Source organism: Pseudomonas sp. URMO17WK12:I9 (assembly GCF_900230165.1).
Lineage (GTDB): Bacteria > Pseudomonadota > Gammaproteobacteria > Pseudomonadales > Pseudomonadaceae > Aquipseudomonas > Aquipseudomonas fulva.
In genome coordinates this window covers 40,425-59,603 of sequence record NZ_OCMQ01000014.1, presented here as the reverse complement: position 1 = coordinate 59,603, position 19,179 = coordinate 40,425, and the positions used below count along the sequence as shown (strand labels likewise).

12 protein-coding genes are annotated in these 19,179 nt (G+C 61.0%); 7 read left to right on the top strand and 5 right to left on the bottom strand.

Going from position 1 to position 19,179, the window contains the following annotated elements; all coding sequences use genetic code 11:
- Nucleotides 1-50 precede the first annotated feature (50 nt).
- The 4 genes from CRP40_RS20305 to CRP40_RS20290 all read left to right on the top strand — a co-directional run bounded on the left by CRP40_RS20305 (nt 51) and on the right by CRP40_RS20290 (nt 7,748).
- On the top strand, nt 51-2,873 hold the full coding sequence (locus tag CRP40_RS20305) for an ATP-binding protein (protein ID WP_027915487.1): 2,823 nt from the start codon (nt 51-53) through the stop codon (nt 2,871-2,873).
- Nucleotides 2,870-4,057 (top strand): EAL domain-containing response regulator, encoded by a 1,188-nt coding sequence (locus CRP40_RS20300; RefSeq protein WP_097223527.1) that lies wholly within the window; start codon nt 2,870-2,872, stop codon nt 4,055-4,057. The genes CRP40_RS20305 and CRP40_RS20300 overlap by 4 nt, the downstream gene beginning before the upstream one ends.
- 114 nt (nt 4,058-4,171) lie before the next feature.
- Nucleotides 4,172-7,072 carry an ATP-binding protein gene (locus CRP40_RS20295; protein ID WP_027915485.1) on the top strand — a complete coding sequence of 967 codons (2,901 nt, stop codon included), beginning with the start codon at nt 4,172-4,174 and terminating at the stop codon, nt 7,070-7,072.
- Between the two features lie 28 nt (nt 7,073-7,100).
- The gene (locus tag CRP40_RS20290; protein ID WP_027915484.1) at nt 7,101-7,748 is read left to right on the top strand and encodes a response regulator; all 648 of its coding nucleotides are present in this window, start codon (nt 7,101-7,103) and stop codon (nt 7,746-7,748) included.
- Between the two features lie 145 nt (nt 7,749-7,893).
- On the opposite strand, the gene CRP40_RS20285 is transcribed toward CRP40_RS20290, so the two are convergent.
- The 3 genes from CRP40_RS20285 to CRP40_RS20275 all read right to left on the bottom strand — a co-directional run bounded on the left by CRP40_RS20285 (nt 7,894) and on the right by CRP40_RS20275 (nt 13,991).
- Entirely contained in the window at nt 7,894-8,481 is a 588-nt protein-coding gene (locus CRP40_RS20285) for a hypothetical protein (protein ID WP_027915483.1), read from the bottom strand.
- Between the two features lie 135 nt (nt 8,482-8,616).
- Nucleotides 8,617-9,870 carry a serine hydroxymethyltransferase gene (gene glyA, locus CRP40_RS20280; RefSeq protein ID WP_023533265.1) on the bottom strand — a complete coding sequence of 418 codons (1,254 nt, stop codon included), beginning with the start codon at nt 9,868-9,870 and terminating at the stop codon, nt 8,617-8,619.
- A gap of 251 nt (nt 9,871-10,121) precedes the next feature.
- Nucleotides 10,122-13,991: a bifunctional diguanylate cyclase/phosphodiesterase gene (locus tag CRP40_RS20275; protein WP_081728217.1), complete on the bottom strand. Its 3,870-nt coding sequence runs from the start codon at nt 13,989-13,991 to the stop codon at nt 10,122-10,124.
- A gap of 199 nt (nt 13,992-14,190) precedes the next feature.
- Here CRP40_RS20275 and CRP40_RS20270 point away from each other — a divergent pair, with 199 nt between their 5' ends.
- The 3 genes from CRP40_RS20270 to gdhA all read left to right on the top strand — a co-directional run bounded on the left by CRP40_RS20270 (nt 14,191) and on the right by gdhA (nt 18,090).
- Complete coding sequence (locus CRP40_RS20270; protein WP_027915481.1) at nt 14,191-14,586, top strand: hypothetical protein; 396 nt, start codon at nt 14,191-14,193, stop codon at nt 14,584-14,586.
- Between the two features lie 207 nt (nt 14,587-14,793).
- A complete protein-coding gene (ettA, locus tag CRP40_RS20265) occupies nt 14,794-16,461 on the top strand; it encodes an energy-dependent translational throttle protein EttA (protein WP_023533201.1) in 1,668 nt (555 codons plus the stop codon).
- A gap of 288 nt (nt 16,462-16,749) precedes the next feature.
- Nucleotides 16,750-18,090 carry an NADP-specific glutamate dehydrogenase gene (gdhA, locus tag CRP40_RS20260; RefSeq protein ID WP_027915480.1) on the top strand — a complete coding sequence of 447 codons (1,341 nt, stop codon included), beginning with the start codon at nt 16,750-16,752 and terminating at the stop codon, nt 18,088-18,090.
- An 84-nt stretch (nt 18,091-18,174) separates the two neighbouring features.
- Here gdhA and CRP40_RS20255 read toward each other — a convergent pair whose 3' ends face one another.
- Nucleotides 18,175-18,672, bottom strand: a complete 498-nt coding sequence (locus CRP40_RS20255) for a GreA/GreB family elongation factor (protein ID WP_027915479.1) — start codon at nt 18,670-18,672, stop codon at nt 18,175-18,177.
- A gap of 70 nt (nt 18,673-18,742) precedes the next feature.
- Nucleotides 18,743-19,093: a hypothetical protein gene (locus CRP40_RS20250; RefSeq protein WP_027915478.1), complete on the bottom strand. Its 351-nt coding sequence runs from the start codon at nt 19,091-19,093 to the stop codon at nt 18,743-18,745.
- Nucleotides 19,094-19,179: the final 86 nt, after the last annotated feature.

Here is a 19,179-nt window from a genome sequence, read left to right as displayed (position 1 = left end):
TTGAGATTCGTCCTATTCAGGTCTGTCGGTGCCGCCCCTAGGCTGGCTGGATGAAGCTAGCCAACCTGTTACCTGCCGCCCAGTGGAACCTGTCGACGCCTATTGCAGCGCGTAATCTCTTACGCCTGTTTGCGATCACCCTCGTAGCGGGTGTCTATGTCGGCGCCTACGGTTACATGCGCATGACCCTGAACGAGGAGATTTCGTCCCGGCGCAGGTACATGAACGAGGCCATCTTCAACGCTCAGGATTTCTTTGTCAGCCGTCAGACCCTGCTCAGATCGCTGGGGCTCTCGACGGTCAAGCACGCCGCTGCTGCGGGCGATAGCGAGACCTACATTCCAGGCGAGGAAGTCCACATTTTCCTCCGTCAGCCCGGGGGTACCTGGAGCTTGTGGCTGACGCCACGCATGCTGGATTTTCTACGCGCCAAGCAGACCAACCTGGTCTACGTGCCGCACGCCCTGGATGCCTCGGTGCAGTGGCTCTACAGCCGGCCTGAGGTTCCACCCCTGGTCCCCAACGCCGTGCTGCAACGTCTGCGTGGATCGACCGGCGAACCTGGGGACGAGCAAATCTGGCTGGCAGACCCTGGAGACGATAAACCGCCTTCGCTCTACATTTTCACTGCCATGGATGAGCGCGACCGCGCTTCAGGTTGGCTGGGGCTCGAAGTCGAGGGCCCGCAGTTGGTCGCAGCGTTGCGCCATGAGCAGGCGGGTGACTTCCAGCTGGTCGACAGCGCAAGCCAGATCATCGCCAGCAAGGACCGCGAGCAGCAATTGACTTCCCAGCGCCATACGGCAACGCGCGTGGATGATGGTTTCGGTTGGGAGGGCGGCTATTGGCTCCCGGACCGCCTGACCATTCGCAAACAGCTCGACCATTCGGACTGGCAGATCATCTACAGCGCACCCTTGGCCTCTATCATTCCGGCGCTGATTCTGCCGTTCGGGCTGGCAGTGCTGATCAGCGTTGCCGTCACACTGTTGATGCTGTGGCTGGTCCGCCGGGTCGACGTGCGACTCATCCGCCCGGCAGCTGCTCGAATCGAGGCATTGGTCGAGAGCGAAGCGTTCAGCAGTGCCGTCATCCGCACCGCCCCGGTTGCGCTGTGCGTGTTGCGCCGCAGTGACGGTGCAGTGGTGCTGGCCAATCGGCTGAGCGAGCAGTGGCTTGTAATGGGTGATGAGCGAACCCGAGTCTGTCAGGACTGGATTACCCGTGCGTTCGGCAAGCCTGCGCAGACCAGTTGCACACAAGAGCTGCAAATGGCCGATGGCCGTCACCTGTGTCTGAGTTACGCACCTACCCGCTATCGACGTGAAGATGTTCTGATCTGCGCCTTCAGCGACATCACCGAACGAAAAACCGCCGAGCTGTCGCTGCAACAGGCCAGGGCACTGGCCGATGCTGCCAATGAAGCAAAAACGCTGTTTCTCGCCACCATGAGCCATGAAATCCGCACGCCGCTCTACGGCATGCTGGCAACGCTGGAACTGCTTTCACGCACCCACCTCGATAGCCAGCAAAGGGGGTACCTCAATGCCATCGAAGGTTCATCGGCTACCTTGCTGCAACTGATCTGCGATGTGCTGGATGTGTCCAAGATCGAGGCTGGTCAGCTGGCGCTGGAGGTCAGTGCGTTCTCACCCGTCGAGCTGACCCAGGACGTCATGCAAGGCTATATGGGGGCCGCACACACCAAAGGGTTGCAGTTGCTGAGTTGCATGGATCCGCAGCTTCCTGAACAGGTAGTGGGTGACACGACGCGTACGCGCCAGATCCTTGGCAATCTGCTTAGCAACGCGGTCAAGTTCACTCGCAGTGGCCGAATCATGGTCAGGCTTCACCTGGTTGGGGTCGAAGGTGATCGCATGATGCTGCGCTGGCAGGTAGTGGACACGGGGCAGGGCATCCCTGAGCAAGACCAGCAACACTTGTTCGAACCGTTCTTCCAGAGCGGTCCCAGTACCAACACGGTGGCAGGGACCGGCCTTGGCCTGTCCATTTGCAAGCGGCTGGTCGAGTTGATGAACGGGTCGATTCGTGTGTTCAGCGAGCCGGGTCTGGGCAGCAGCTTCTCGTTCACGCTGCCACTGGGGCAATTGGCGCTCGATGAGGACCAGAGCTGGGCCCAGCCTTTGCTCAACCAGGGCGTCATGGTTTATTCACCTGTGCCCGAACTGGCCGATCATGCCGCTGGCTGGCTACGTCGCTGGGGCGCCCGGGCGCAAGTGATTGCCGTGCCGGACGTCCGTCATGAACCGGGCATCGTGCTGGTCGAGTTATGTCCAGGGCCTGCCAGCTCGGCTGTCATCAGGCAATGGCCTGGCCCATTGGTACTGGCCTGCGCCGATGAGCACGCGCTTTCGCGTCCTTCGGCTCAATACTGGCAGGTGGGGCTGAACAATCTTCAGTGCCTTAACCAGGCGGTGAGCCAGGCCCAGGGCATCGAGGCACGACACAGCGCAACGGCCCGTCAGGCAATGATCGAAACCAAACTGTGCATTCATGTGCTGGTGGCGGAGGACAATGTCATCAACCAGTTGATACTGCGGGATCAACTGGAGAAGCTCGGCTGCACGGTCACCCTTGCCAACGATGGCGAGCAAGCGCTGGCCCTGTGTCAGAAGGAGGTCTTCGACCTGGTACTGACCGATGTGAACATGCCCAGACTCAACGGGTATCAGTTGGCGCAGAACTTGCGCCAACAGGGCCATGCCCTACCCATCATCGGCGCAACTGCCAACGCCATGCTCGATGAGGCAGAGCGTTGCCTGGGCGCCGGAATGGATCAGTTTCTGGTCAAGCCCTTCACTCTGCACGCGCTCTATCAGTGCCTGCTGCCGTATCGCAAGGGCTCGGCCTGATGATCCACCGCGTCTTGATCGTCGAGGATCATCCCTTTCAACACCAGTACCTGGCTCAGCTGTTCCGGTCCGTCGGTGGGTTCGACGTCGAGCTGCAAGCCGATGCCAACCTGGCGATCGAGCAGTTGCGCAATCAAGCCTTCCACCTTGTCGTCACTGACCTGATGATGCCGCAACTGGATGGGGTACAGTTCATCCAGAGAATGAGCCTGCTACCGTCGCCTCCGGCGCTGGGGCTGATGACCGCTGCCTCTGCGCGCGTGCTCGCAGGCGTTGGCAAGGTCGCCGAAAACCTCGGTATCCGCCTGGCCGGCATGATCAGCAAGCCCGTGCAGGGTCATCATGTCGCTGCACTGCGTCGCTACATGGATAGCACCTGCGATCAAGGCCATCTGCAACCTCGATCCTGTTCCGGTGGCCATTCGGTCAGTGCGCTTACCCGTGCACTGCAGGCGGGCGAGATCCAGGCGTGGTTTCAACCCAAGAAATCCATGCTCGACGGCAGGATCGTCGGTGCCGAGGCCCTGGCCAGGTGGCTGCATCCGGTCGAAGGTCTTTTGTTGCCGCGGGCATTTCTGGCCGATTTGGAATCTGCAAGGCTCGATTTGCCGTTGCTGTACAACATGCTTGAGCAAACGCTCACCGCTCAATCACGCTGGGCCGCAGCAGGATACAGGCTGCCGGTCTCGATCAATCTGCCTACACACCTGCTGGACCGTCCTGATCTGGTCGACACGTTGTACCGAACGGTCCGAGAGCGAGGTGCCGACCCCAGGACCATCACCTTCGAGCTGACCGAAACGTCGACCACCCGACGGTCCAGTGATTACTTTGCAGGGACGTGCCGGCTGCGCATGATGGGCTTCGGCCTGGCCCAGGATGATTTCGGCAAGGGGTACAGTTCCTATTCCAACCTGGTATCCACGCCCTTCACCGAAATGAAGATTGATCGCTCTCTGGTCAGTGGTTGTGCGAGCAATCCTGACATGGCCATCGCTTTGGCCAGTGCCGTCCACCTCGGCCGCGCACTGGGGCTTGTGACAGTAGCAGAAGGCGTTGAAACGCGTGATGAGCTGGAAGTTGTCCGCAAGGCTCAGTGTCATCAGGTGCAGGGGTTCATCATCTCCCCGGCTGTGGATCGAGACGGCATGCTCCCATTGCTCAACGGACAGCTCTCCGAGTGAGGGGTGAGTTGGCGAAGAAACGTTTCAGCATCTGCAATGTGCCGTCATATGGCATGAATTTTGTGTCTGTTTGAGCACTCTCATCTTCATAACGTGATGTCGACGATCAACACCATGAAAAATGCCAGCCTGCGCATGGATAAACTTGCGCGCAGCTCTCAGCGCCTGAACAAAGCCATCTTGCTGCTCAGCGGGCTCATGCTGCTGTTGTCCAGTACCTGTTATTGGGCAGTATCGCGCCTTCTGGAATCGGAACAGCAGCGGTTGGAGCTCCATTTTGCCCGGGTGATCGAAATCATCCATGAGCATGAGATCTTCTTGCGCAATCTCGCCAACAGCATGCCAGCCGGTCGCGCGCTTCCTGCGCCGGTGGAGCAGGGCGTCATGATGCTCGATTCGACGAGCGTCGATGGCAAGACACTGGTCAAGGCAAAAGGATTCGAACTCTCCTTACCCTTCACCCTGGCCTACACCGGCGACTTTCGGGCTCAGGAGATACGCGGCGCCTTGGGGTTGGGGTTGCGTCTGACCGACTACTACGGGGGGTTCTGGGCCCGCTCGTTCTACGCATCGCCTCAGCTGTTCGTGCTCGAACGGGGAACCGGCGCGAGCATTGCCGTCCCCGCGGCTGGCGACCAACGTCAGCATCAGCCGCTGTTGCCTCACCATTATGTGACCGTGGTTGATCGCTTGGTGCACTTACTGGCTCAACCCGACCTGCTACCCGATCAGCATGTCCACTGGGTGCGAGCGCCAGCACGCCTTTACAATGACAACCTGCGCATGGTGGCGCTTCTGAAGTTGGGGGCTGAGCACACCCTCAAGCCGAGTACGACGGGCGACCGGACAATGGTCTTGGCTGCCGTAATGGATACGGAGCAGATCGACGAATTCGAGCGTGTGCTCAGGTTATCGGTCTACAACCAGTTCACCCTGATTTCCCCGGATGGCAAGGTCTTGATGGGAGAGCGCAGCAAGGGTGATCTGGCGCCGCTTGGCCTGAGCTTCAACCGTAGCGGCTTGCGTTTCAAGATGATGTCTTCGTCGGGAGACGCGTGGACTGGGCTGTATGCCATCAGTTACGGGGACTTTCTGCGCTACGCCAAATGGCCGCTGCTTGGCCTGGCGTTGACAATCATCGCTGCGATCCTGCTAGGGCTCTGGGTCAATCACTGGTACAAGTCGCGCATTGTTCGGCCCGCCCAACGAGCACAAGTCCGGCTTGCAGAAAGCGAGGCCTTCAGCCGCATCATCCTTCACAACGTGCCGGTCGGGCTGTGCGTCGTGAGGCGACATGATCACAGGGTGTTGTTGGAAAACGAATGCGCGGTACACCTAGGCGTTACCGCAGCGGTGCTGCAACTGCTGCGTGATAACCACGGTGACCAGGCGCCGGGCGAACTGTGCCTGCTGGTGGATGGGCGTTACGTCCAGGTGGTGGCGGTCGCTACCCGTTATGACGGAGAAGACGTGTTTCTATGCGGCTGCAACGACATCACCCGCCACGTTGGCGAGCAATTGCAGCTCAACCAGGCTCACCAGCGTGCAACGGCGGCCAATGAAGCCAAAACCGTTTTCCTGGCCACCATGAGCCATGAGATAAGAACCCCGCTCTACGGTGTGCTGGGCAACCTTGAGCTGCTGTCGCTGACCGAACTCAGCGAACGCCAGAGGCATTACCTGCAGATCATCGAAACCTCGTCGACAGTCCTGTTCCAGCTGATCAGTAATGTTCTGGATGTGACCAAGATCGAGTCTGGGCAGATGGCCTTCGAGCATGCCGCATTCGATCCGCGTCAGCTGGTCGACGATGCGCATGCCAGTTTCGAGGCCACAGCGCAAAGTAAAGGGCTGCAACTTGAGGCTGAAATCGACGCACAAGTGCCTGCACGGGTGGAAGGAGATGCCGGGCGAATCAGGCAGATCCTGCACAACTTGCTGGGCAACGCGATCAAGTTCACCCCCTCCGGACGCGTACGTCTGCGCCTGATCGTTCAAGAGCGAAGCGACCAGGATGTGTTGTTGCAATGGCAAGTGACGGACACCGGAAAAGGTATCCCTGAAAAAGCCCTGGAGCATCTGTTCAAACCGTTCTATCAGGTGTCCGCAGGGCAGGAAGGTGGGGGTGCAGGGCTCGGGCTTTCCATCTGTTCACGCTTGAGTGAGTCGATGGGCGGTACCATGCGCGTGGTCAGTGAGCCCGGTCTGGGGAGCAGCTTTTCCCTGTTCATACGCTTGCCAATCGTGGCCTCCTCGCCGGTCTTGGTGCCTGTGCCGAAAGAGGGTTCGCAGGCGCCGTCTGCGCCGTTGAAATTGAGCGTGTTGGTGGCAGAGGATAACCCAGTCAGCCAGGCGGTCATGCGTGAGCAGCTCGAAGCCATCGGGGCTTACCCAACCGTCGCGGCTGACGGCCACCAGGCACTTCAGCTTTGGCAATCCAAGCGTTTCGACATGGTCATCACCGACATCAACATGCCCAGGATGAACGGCTACGAGCTGACCCGCGCGCTGCGAGAGGCAGGTGTCGAAGCACCTATCATCGGCATCACCGCCAATGCACTGCGCGAAGAAGGTGAGCGCTGCCTGCAAGCGGGTATGACCGCGTGGATAGTCAAGCCTCTGAGCCTTGGTACCCTTCGGCAGGTACTGATGAACCACTGCCCTGGAACGATTGACACTCACGTTGCACCCGACCCGGGCAGGGATGATTTTTCAGGCTGGATTCAACTGTCCCAGCCCATGCGCCAATTGCTTGCCCAGACGTTGGCCAGCGATATCGAGCAGTTGGAGAAGGGGGTGATCGAGCACGATGCGGTTCTGGTCGAACAACGGTTGCACAGCTTGAGCGGTGCACTGGCCAGCATCAATGCCACGGCGTTGTACGGCGCATGTCAACGGCTGGAAAACATGTTTCAGGAGCTGCCGCTCGACGCACGCCTGGGCGGGCAAGTCCGTGCTCTGTGCAGGCGGCTTGCCAAGGTCGCGCAGCGCTTGTCAGACGAGATTCCCGGATGAGCCTTGTCCCCTAATGGAGTAATTCTGCATGCCTCATCACAAGGTTGTCATCGCTGACGATCATCCCATCGTCCTGCTGGGGGTGCGTGAAGTCGTTCAACGCATCGGGCGCTATAAAGTCGTCGGTCAAGCCACCAACTCATCGGAATTGATCGATCAACTGCGCCTGCACAACCCCCGCACCCTGATCACCGACTTCAATATGCCGGGGGATTGTACCTACGGAGATGGCTTCAAGCTCATCGAGTACATTCTGCGTCACTTCCCGGACACCCAGGTCCTCATTCTGACCATGATTTCCAATGGGTTGATTCTTTCCCGGCTTCAGGAACTGGGTGTGGCAGGGGTCATTCAAAAAAACCACCTGCATGATGAAATCGAAAAAGCGCTGAGTGCCATCCGCAAGCGGCGTCGGTACCGAAGCCCGTTGCCGCCACCTACATCCGTGGTACGCGAAGCAGTGAAGGTCGAGGCCCGCTTCAATCAGCTGTCCCCCAGGGAGCTCGAAGTCGTCCGGCTCTTTGTCACTGGCATGACCGTAGGTGATATCGCGCGGCAACTGTCGCGCAGCAACAAGACAGTCAGCGCCCAGAAGGTGTCGGCGATGCGCAAGCTCAACGTCGACAGTGACCAGGACTTGCTGACTTACTGTATCGAATCCAGGCAGTTTCAGTAACGAGGTTCTGTGCCTGGCGAGGCGTTGCCCAGCCGGTGCGTGGCCCTGATGACACGCGTACAGACGATTGGACCCGCAGCGCAAAAAGCCCAGCTACTCGCTGGGCAATCTATCGGTCTTCAGCCGACGATCATCATTCAAAGCGCTACGCTGGCTTGAGCCAATCTACATTCCGCTCCTGAATGACCAATTTGAGCGAGCGGCCAACTGCATTGGCGTGACATACCGAATAGTCGCCAACAGGGTAGAGCGCATGACGTCCCCACGGCCCTGCCTTGCTTTCCAGTTTGATATCGACCTGGTCACCTTCGCTGGTTGTCAGATCAAACGCGTTACCGCTCGACGCCTCGGTGATTTTCCAAGCGGTAGGGTCTTGCTGCTCGATGCGCTTCACTTCCACCAGACCATGCGTTGTCGCGAAAATCCCCTTACGAAGATGTGCTCCGCTGCGAACGTAGAGGCGGTAGCCGTCCTCACTGTGCCGGAAATACAGCAACAGGGGTAGGACAGCAGAGGATTTCTCGAAAGTGACCAGCCCCAGTTCTTGACCGTGGTGCCAATCGTCTTCGGAACAATTCAGTGCACCCAGCGTAGCGGCGCCGTCCACGGCATATCCGGGCGTGGTCAGGGGGCTTGCCAGTACCACATTGTCGTTCGTCATGCTGTCGAAGGTGTTCAACGGGCAATCAGCTGCATGCAGTGTCGCGAGAAAAGAGTGCGCTTTGTGATTCATCGTATACCTCCAGTGTTCATGAATGCACTCAGGAGGCTATGCCGACACGCGCGAGGGGACTAACCGGAACGGGTTCCAGACGCAGGATGCAAAAAGCCCGGCACTTGGCCGGGCTTTCCAGTGGGCGATCAGCGATCAGTTGCCGTAGACCGGCAGCTTCTTGCAGATGGCTTTGACCTTCTCGCGCACGGCGTCGATCACCGCTTCGTTGTTCAGGTCGGCAAGGATGTCGCAGATCCAGCCAGCCAGCTCACGGCACTCGGCTTCCTTGAAACCGCGGGTGGTCACGGCCGGGGTGCCGAAACGCAGGCCCGAGGTGACGAACGGAGAGCGCGGGTCGTTAGGAACCGAGTTCTTGTTGACGGTGATGAACGCCTTGCCCAGCGCCGCGTCAGCGTCTTTGCCCGAGATGTCCTGCTTGATCAGCGACAGCAGGAACAGGTGGTTTTCGGTGCCACCGGAAACCACGTCGAAACCGCGCTCGATGAAGACGCTGGCCATGGCCTGGGCGTTTTTCACCACTTGCTGCTGGTAAGCCTTGAACTCCGGCTGCAGGGCTTCCTTGAAGCAGATGGCCTTGGCCGCGATCACGTGCTCCAGTGGGCCGCCCTGGGCGCCTGGGAATACAGCGGAATTGAGCTTCTTCTCGATCTCTTCGTTCTTGCGAGCCAGGATCAGGCCGCCGCGCGGACCGCGCAGGGTCTTGTGCGTGGTGGTGGTGACGACGTCGGCGAAAGGAACCGGGTTAGGGTAGACACCGGCGGCGACCAGGCCAGCCACGTGCGCCATGTCGACGAACAGGTAGGCACCCACCTTGTCGGCGATGGCGCGGAAGCGGGCGAAGTCCAGCACCTGCGAGTAGGCCGAGAAACCGGCGACGATCATTTTCGGCTTGTGCTCGACCGCCAGGCGCTCGACTTCGTCGTAATCGATCAGGCCGTTGCCATCGATGCCGTACTGCACGGCGTTGTACAGCTTGCCCGACGAGCTGACGGAGGCACCGTGGGTCAGGTGACCACCATGGGCCAGGCTCATGCCCAGAATGGTGTCACCGGCCGACAGCAGGGCCAGGTAGACAGCGGCGTTGGCCTGGGAGCCGGCGTGCGGCTGGACGTTGGCGTAGTCGGCACCGAACAGTTGCTTGGCGCGGTCGATGGCCAGCTGCTCGACGACGTCGACGTATTCGCAGCCACCATAGTAGCGCTTGCCTGGATAGCCTTCGGCGTACTTGTTGGTCAGTACCGAACCCTGGGCTTCCATGACGGCCGGGCTGGTGTAGTTTTCCGAGGCGATCAGCTCGATATGCTCTTCCTGGCGCAGAGCTTCTTGCTGCATGGCTTCGAAGAGCTCGGCGTCGTACTTGGCAATGGTCAAATCACGGCTGAACATGGCGGTCCTCAAGGATCGGGGGTGAAGTGGGTGGGCATTCTACCCCATTGATCCGCCGCTGGCATATGAAGTGGCATCAAGTCGCGGACCAGTGGGGTTCATGTTGCATCCCGCGCCGTTGCTGGGCTGGGCGGGCATGCGAGTTGACTTTCAGGTCCGGTTTCTGGCGTTGCCTGTGCGTGGTGGCGGGCCGGGCGTGATGGGCCCCGCTGGCGTTTCGGCAGCCGCGTGAGGGCAGGGTCAGGGGCGACTCAATTGAACATGAACAACGTCTCATTGGCGAATTGCGCCTCGAACTGATGCGCCGGCATCGGTCGCCCGAACAGGTAGCCCTGTACTTCGTCGCACCCGTGCTCCCGCAGAAACTCAAGTTGCTCATGGGTCTCGACGCCTTCGGCGATGACCGCCAGGTTCAGGCTGTGGGCCATGGCGATGATCGCCCTGGCGATCTGCGCATCCTGCTCACCTTCGGGCAGGCCGTCGACGAAGGTGCGGTCGATCTTCAACACATCGATCGGGAACTGCTTGAGGTAGTTGAGCGAGGAATAGCCGGTCCCGAAATCGTCCACCGCGATGCTCAGGCCCAGGTTCTTGAGGCTGGCCAGAATCTGCAGCGCTTCGTTTACTTCGCGCATCAGGATGCTTTCGGTCAGCTCAAGCTCAAGACACGCCGGTGGCAGGCCGCTTTCTTCCAGGATGTTGGCGATCCGCGTGCCCAGTTGACCATCGGAGAACTGGCGCGCGGAAATGTTGACCGACACTTTCGGCACACGCACCTTGGCCTTGTGCCAGGCCTTCAATTGTCGGCTGGCTTCGCGCAGTACCCAGTCACCCACGTCCACCACCAGGCCCAGCTCTTCGATGACGGGAATGAAGTCGCCCGGTGGCACCAGGCCGCGGGTAGGGTGCCGCCAGCGTAGCAGTGCCTCGGCGCCGGTCAGGCGCTTGCCGTCGCCGCTGAATTGCGGCTGGTAATACAGAATGAATTCGTTCTGCTCCATGGCATGGCGCAGATCGCTTTCCAGTTCCAGGCGCTCCAGGGCACTGGCGTTCATTTCAGCCTGGTAGAACTGGAAGTTGTTCTTGCCGCGCTCTTTGGCGTGGTACATGGCGGTGTCGGCGTTCTTCATCAATTGGCTCAACTCGCCGCCATCCTGCGGGCTGAGTGCGATGCCGATGCTGGCCGTGACGAAGAACTCGCGGTTCTCCAGCACGAACGGCTTGACCAGGCTGCCCAGGATGTTTTCGGCCACGTGAATGGCGCGGTTCAATGCCAGCTCGCGAGTAGGCCGAGGCTGGAGCAGCAGCGTGAATTCATCGCCGCCCATGCGCGCGACCGTATCGTCCTCGTCCACGCAGGCCAGCAAGCGCAGGGCCATGTCCTTGAGCATGCGATCGCCCGCGGCATGGCCCAGGGAGTCGTTGATGGGCTTGAAACGGTCCAGGTCCAGGAACATCAACACCACCCAGGCCTTCTGCCGCTCGGCCTGCTGCAAGGCGTTGTACAGCCGGTCCTGGAACAACGTACGGTTGGGCAAGTGGGTCAGGGCGTCGTAGTAGGCCAGGCGGTGAATGCGCTGTTCGCTGGCCTTGCGTTCGCTGATGTCGGTAAAGAAGCACACGTAGCTGGCCAGGTCGCCTTCATCGTCCAGCACGGCAGTGATGCCTACCCAGGCCGGGTAGTGATCGCCATCACGGCGCTTGAGCCACACCTCGCCCTCCCAGCTGCCACGCTGGTTGAGCTGCTTGAGGATGTAGCGCAGGTGCGCCTGCTGCTGGTCGTTCATCACCAGCATGCTCGGCAGTTGGTCCAGCACCTCGCTGACTGCGTAGCCGCTGACCCGGCTGAAAGCCTCGTTGGCCTGCACAATGTAGCCGGCAGGGTCGGTGATCAGAATGGCCGAAGTCGAATGCTCGAAAACCGTCGCAGCCATGCGCAGGTCTTTCTCCGCCCGGCGCTGCTGGCTGATGTCGCGACCTACCCCCAGTACGCCCTCGAAACGCTGATCGTCATCCCAGACCAGTACCAGGCGCAACTCGATGGGGATCTTGCGGCCGTCGGCGCGCAGGCAGTCGAACAGGAACAGCTGGGTCGGCAACTGGCCACGCAGTTCGGCCAGTTGAGCCGGATCGTCCATCGCCTTGCTTACCCGCTCCATCAACCCGTAGATGCCAGTGAGCTGGGCGGGGTTGGCGATGATCGAATGCCACCCGTTGGCGAAGATCCAGTCGGCGTGATAGCCCAGCACGCTTTGCACCGAGGGGCTTACGTAGTCGAGCTTGAGCTGGCTGTCGGTGGAGAAGATCACGTCACTGATGCTTTCGGCCAGCATCCGGTAGCGCTGTTCGCTGTCGCGCAGCGACTGGCTCGCCTCGATCTGCACGGTCACGTCCTTGCCCACGCCGATGATGCGCGTCACCCGGCCGTCGGCGTCACGCGCCAGCACCTGCTCGCGTATGTCGTAGCAGCGCCAGTTGCCATCGCGGTGCCGGAAACGCAGCTGGCAATGCAGCGGCAAGTCATGGCCGTTGTCGAGCTGCTGTTGGCGCAGGTCCTGGTAATGCGCAGCGTCTTCAGGGTGCAGCAGCAGCTCCCAGAAGCGGTCGCCCATGCGGGCCAGTTCCGTGCGGTCATACCCCAGCGTCTGGCCCAGGTGACGGTTGCTGAAGATCATCCGCTGGCTGTGGATATCCTGGACGTAGAGCTGATCCGGCACGGTACGCACCACGTCCGACCAGAACCGCTCGCGTTCGAGCAGCGAGAGCTCCACTTTCTTGCGGCTGGTGATGTCGCTGATGCTGAGGATCACGGCCTGGTAATTGCGGCGCAATTGCGGCAGGCGCGCTGTCAGCCACAGGTGCAGCTCGCCGCCATGCGCAGCAGGCAGGCGCACCTCGAGCTCCAGGGACGGGCGTTGGTCGATCAAGGCGTCGAGCAACTGCATACCGACACTGTCCTGGCCGTCGCCGCTGTCGTCGATCAGGCGCTGCCAGGCTTGCTGGTGATCTTCGATATGAAGCAGCTGGCGCGCCACCTGGTTGATTTCGGTGATCTTCAGTTGCGCCAGGAGCGAGCGGCGCAGTTGAGGGTCCAGCATCAGGCTGTGCTTGAGTGCGGCGCGGTTGCGCAGGTGATAGCGGTCCAGTTGGCCGGGCAAGCTGGACAGGTCGAGCACGCACAGGGCCACACCTGTGCCTTCGAAGATCTCTTGATAGCGTCGGCGATCTTCCTGCAAGGCCCGCTGGCGGCGGCGCATGTTGACCAGGGCCAGGACCGGGAGCAGGGCGCAGAACAGCACCAGCAGGCATTTGCCTATCAAAGCAGGCAGCAGGTCGTTGCGCGCCTGTTCAGCATCGAACAGGCCGCGCAGTTGCCAGGCACTATTGTCGATGAACGCCAGCATGACGCTCTGCAAGGGCGCGTCGGGGCGCTCGGAGGCCAGGTAGCGTTGCAGCACCTCGCCCGTACGGTTGTTTTCCAGCAGCCACAACAGCTGATCGGCCTCATGCAGATGGCCAGTAAGCGCGCGGTAGTAATCAGGTGACAAGCGCAGCAGCCAATGGCCTTGGCCTGGCGACTGGCTCAGCAACAGGTACACGCTGGCGTTGCTGGGCGCATTGGTAAAGAAATAGGGCCGCTCCTGGTTGAGCCTCAGCACCTCACCGACGACTGCGTGATCGTCGCTGGCAGGTGCACTGTCGGCAACGATCTGCCCGGCTCCGTCTATCCAGACCACGCTGCGCAGCGCGGGCATTCGTTCGCGCAGCGTATCCACCAAGCCGCCAGCTGCCGGTGCCGCCACGGTGGGATAGGGCTGGAGCAGGTTGATGGCCTGCTGCGCCTTGAGCGCCATGTTCAAACCCAGGTGGTCCGCCAGTTCGGTCGTGTCTTCCAAACGCTTGTCGCGCAGCTCGGCCTGGGTAAGGTTGAACTGCGCGAACAGCTGCCACAGCAGCAACCCGAGCAGAATCAGGGCGAGCAGTGCCAGCGCACCCTTGATCGACCCGCGCAGGCTGGCAGCGGGCGCCTTGGACGCGCTACGCGATGACGGCGGTGGAGTGAGTTTGATCAAGCGTCGATCCTGCGATGGGCCTGGCGATGGCAGGGAGGGGTCGGGCATGGCGTATGCTTTTTTTATGAGGTAACCGATGCGCGGTGGCGCACTATAAGCCGACCACTCGAAACCGGCTAGCATGCCTCGCATTATGGCAAAGTGCCAGTGCCATTCATGCTTCCGACCGCTCGTATTCGGCAAGCACGTGCCTGCTGTGCGAGAATGCCGCCCGCTTTACATGACACTGCTTGGGAGATGTTCGGTTTTGGTTACTCATTTTTCCATCAATGGCCTCGATTCCGCCTGTGGGCGCAGCAGTCAGACCCTTGTCAGCTCTGCCGTGACCGAGGACGTATCCTGCAAATCGTGCCAACGCTCGCTGGCCAAGCCCGAGGCGGCCACGTCAACCAAGCACAAGGCGCCATCGCTGGCCGAGCTGCGCACGTCTGCCAAGGCACCCGTCCCAGCTGCAGTCGTTGCCGACGCACCGCGCCCGGCGGCGGCATCGGTCACGTCCGGCACCTCTGTCAATCGTGTCGCCGCTGCGCAACCTGCGCGCCCGGACGGGTTCTGCGTCAAGTCCGCCTGGGCCGCGCGCCTGGCCGAGCAGGGCGACCGTTGCCGGCTGCCACGGGGCAAGGCGCGCCAGCGTCACGTCTGAACAAGGGCTGCTCGCCAGGCGCGACTACAGGGCAAGGCCACTGCTGCCGGACCACCGCTTCAGGCCTGCGCCGCCGGCGCGGCGCCTCCTATCAAATACTGCGCGTTGGCGTAGAATGGTCCACTTTGTTCAACGACACCCGACCCCTGGCCGACCCGCTGGGGCGATCGTCGATGTCTTTACCTATCTGAATTAGAGGGCTTGGTTTTGGCTCAATACGTCTACACCATGCATCGGCTGAGCAAGGTCGTGCCGCCGAAGCGGGAAATCCTGAAGAACATTTCCCTGTCGTTCTTCCCTGGCGCCAAGATCGGCGTGCTGGGCCTCAACGGCGCAGGTAAATCGACGCTGCTGCGGATCATGGCGGGCGTCGACAAGGAATTCGACGGCGAAGCCCGTCCGATGCCTGACATCAACGTGGGCTACCTGCCCCAGGAGCCTCAGCTGGACCCGAGCAAGTCGGTCCGTGAGGTGGTCGAGGAAGCCGTCAGCGTCATCAAGGACGCCCAGGCGCGTCTTGACGAGGTCTACGCGGCCTACGCCGAGCCGGACGCCGACTTCGACAAGCTGGCTGCCGAGCAGGCCAAGCTCGAATCCATCCTGCAGGCCGCCGACGGGCATAACCTGGAACGCCAGCTGGACGTCGCCGCCGACGCGCTGCGCCTGCCGGCCTGGGATGCACGCATCGAGCACCTCTCCGGTGGCGAGAAGCGCCGTGTCGCCCTGTGCCGCCTGCTGCTGTCGGCCCCCGACATGCTGCTGCTCGACGAACCGACCAACCACCTGGACGCTGACTCGGTCGCCTGGCTCGAGCGTTTCCTGCACGATTTCCCCGGCACCGTGGTGGCCATTACCCACGACCGTTACTTCCTCGACAACGTCGCAGGCTGGATCCTGGAGCTCGACCGCGGTGCCGGTATTCCCTATGAAGGCAACTATTCGGGCTGGCTGGAAGCCAAGTCCGATCGTCTGGCCCAGGAATCCAAACAGCAGAGCGCCCATGAAAAGGCCATGAAGGAAGAACTGGAGTGGGTGCGCAAAGGCGCCAAGGCCCGCCAGTCCAAATCCAAGGCACGTCTGCAGCGTTTCGAGGAACTGCAGTCGCAGGAATTCCAGAAGCGCAGCGAAACCAACGAGATCTATATCCCGGCCGGTCCGCGTCTGGGCGACAAGGTCATCGAATTCAAGAACGTCACCAAGGGTTATGGCGACCGCGTCCTGATCGACAACCTGTCCTTCGCCATGCCCAAGGGTGCGATCGTGGGCGTGATCGGGGGTAACGGCGCCGGTAAATCCACCCTGTTCCGCATGCTCATGGGCAAGGAGCAGCCGGATTCGGGCAGCATCGAGATCGGTGAAACCGTGCAACTGGCGTGTGTCGACCAGAGCCGCGAGGACCTGGACGGCGCCAAGACCGTGTTCCAGCAGATTTCCGACGGCTCGGACATGATCCGTATCGGCAACTACGAAATCCCGTCGCGCACTTACGTGGGCCGCTTCAATTTCAAAGGGGGCGACCAGCAGAAGTTCGTCAAGGACCTCTCAGGCGGTGAACGTGGCCGTCTGCACCTGGCCCTGACCTTGAAAGAGGGCGGCAACGTCCTGCTGCTCGACGAACCGTCCAACGACCTCGACGTCGAGACCTTGCGTTCCCTGGAAGAGGCGCTGCTGGACTTCCCCGGCGCCGCCATCGTGATTTCCCACGACCGTTGGTTCCTGGACCGCGTCGCGACTCACATCCTGGCATACGAAGACGACTCGAACGTGGTGTTCTTCGAAGGCAACTACACCGAGTACGAAGCCGATCGCAAGAAGCGCCTGGGCGATGCCGCCGCACAGCCGCACCGTGTGCGTCACAAGAAGCTGGCGCAATAAGCCAGCGTCTGCTGCACAGAAATGGGGCCCTCAGGGGCCCCATTTTCGTGCGTGCTTCACAATTTGTTCGGATTCTGTCCATAGGTCATGAAGGGCTACGGCAGGCCTTCTGGTAGCTGACATCTAGTGGGCCGCGCCTGAGTTGCCGTCTGAGCGGTTTGTATACATTTACATAAAACGCACCAAATTATTTCAATAAAACGACATTTCGCCCTGTTGCAGGGCAATTGCTTCTTGGTACATTCGGGAAAAACCAATAAGTCCAATCCTCTTGGTGAGATGTCTACCATGATCGAATCCGTCGACAATTTCCTTGCACGCCTGCAACAGCGTGACCCTGGCCAACCCGAGTTTCACCAAGCCGTCGAAGAAGTGCTGCGCACCTTGTGGCCCTTTCTGGAAGCCAACCCTCACTACCTGCAAGCGGGCATTCTCGAGCGCATGGTCGAGCCTGAGCGTGCAGTGTTGTTCCGGGTGTCGTGGGTGGACGATCACGGCAAGGTTCAGGTCAACCGCGGTTACCGTATCCAGATGAACAGCGCCATTGGCCCCTACAAGGGCGGCCTGCGCTTCCACCCTTCGGTGAACCTCAGTGTTCTGAAATTCCTCGCATTCGAGCAAGTCTTCAAGAACTCCCTGACCTCGCTGCCCATGGGCGGTGGCAAGGGTGGGTCTGACTTCGATCCCAAGGGCAAGAGCGACGCCGAAGTGATGCGCTTCTGCCAGGCCTTCATGAGCGAGCTGTACCGTCACATCGGTGCCGACTGCGATGTTCCGGCCGGGGACATCGGGGTAGGGGCGCGCGAGATCGGCTATATGTTCGGGCAATACAAGCGTCTGGCCAACCAGTTTACCTCCGTGCTGACCGGCAAGGGCATGACCTATGGCGGCAGCCTGATTCGTCCGGAAGCCACGGGCTATGGCTGTGTGTATTTTGCCGAGGAGATGCTCAAGCGCCAGGGCCAGCGCATCGACGGCCGTCGCGTGGCGATCTCGGGCTCGGGCAACGTCGCGCAATACGCCGCGCGCAAGGTGATGGACCTGGGGGGCAAGGTGATCTCGCTGTCCGATTCCGAAGGTACCTTGTACGCCGAAGCGGGCCTCACCGACGCGCAGTGGGAAGCGGTGATGACCCTCAAGAACGTCAAGCGCGGCCGCATCAGCGAGCTGGCCGGGCAATTCGGCCTGGAGTTCCGCAAGGGCAAGACGCCGTGGAGCCTGGCCTGCGACATCGCGCTGCCATGCGCGACGCAGAACGAACTGGACGTCGAGGATGCCAAGGCACTGTTGGCCAACGGCTGTATCTGCGTCGCAGAAGGCGCCAACATGCCCACGACCCTGGCGGCTGTGGACATCTTCCTTGAAGCTGGCATCCTCTATGCGCCGGGCAAGGCGTCCAACGCGGGTGGCGTTGCGGTGTCGGGCCTGGAAATGTCGCAGAACGCCATGCGCTTGCTGTGGACTGCTGGCGAAGTGGACAGCAAGCTGCATGGCATCATGCAGTCGATTCACCACGCCTGCGTTCACTATGGTGAAGAGGGCGATGGCCGGGTCAACTATGTCAAAGGGGCCAACATTGCGGGCTTCGTGAAGGTGGCCGATGCGATGCTGGCCCAAGGGGTCGTCTGATCGCGTGAGGCTTGGCAGCCCATCGTCGGCACACCAGTTACAGGCATATTGGAGAGGTCTCGCCGGGTCGGCTGCGGTGGGCTGTCAGCCCGCCCCTTCGATCTCGATGATCTCGATAGCCTGTTCACCGACGGGGCGGCGCCATGTCACCTCATCTCCCGGGGCTGCGCCCAGCAAGGCCCTGCCCAGGGGTGAGCCCCAGTTGATCAATCCACGCGCCGCGTCAGCCTCATCTTCGCCCACCAGGCACACCAAGTGTTCCTGGTCCTGATCGTCGATGAACCTGACGCGGCTGCCTATCTGCACTTTTTCGGTGGACAGGGCTGTCGGCACCACTTGGGCACTGTGTACCCGCGCGGCGAAATACCGCAGATCACGCTCGATTTCGGCCAATCGCTGTTTGTCGGCACGCTCGCCCTGAGCCTGCAACTCACTGCGCAACGTATTGAGTTCGGTCAGCCGTTGCTGCAGTTGGCGCAGGCCGTTGGCGGTGACGTAATTGGGCTGGTCGCTGACACGCCGCTCGACGGGTTGGTCGGCCTGGGCGGCGGCCTGGTCTTCGTTGACAAATGCTCGGCTCATGAGTGCCTCCTTGTGCAGAAGACCATCATGGCAGGGGCGGGGTTTCAAGCAATGCCCACCTGCGACGTCTTCAACGCCAGGCGCGGGCAGCGCCGCGGTCTTTCTCCTGCTGCCACTCACGGTCCCGTTCGTCCCAGAAACGCTCGTGGTAGCGCTGCTGTTCGGCCCGCTCCTGCATGGCCTGGCATTGGCGAAAGCCATCGTCCCAGCCGGACTCGTACTGCCGTTCTTGAAGGTAGCGCGGCACGTTCTTGCGAAAATCACCTGCCGGCACGCCCGCGGCCTGACGGCCGCTGCTGCACCCGTCCTCGAAGCCATCGGCGTAGGCAGGGGGAAACCCCTGGCCAAGCATCTGCTCGTGAGTCGTTTCGCACCCCGACAGCAGCATCGCCACGCACAGACCCAACCAGAACCGCCACATAGACCTTGCCCTCATGCCGTCCAGGTGAAGTCTAGAGGGCCAGTTGTGGGCGTGCTGTCAAAACCGTGTCAAAGACTGGTTGAGGC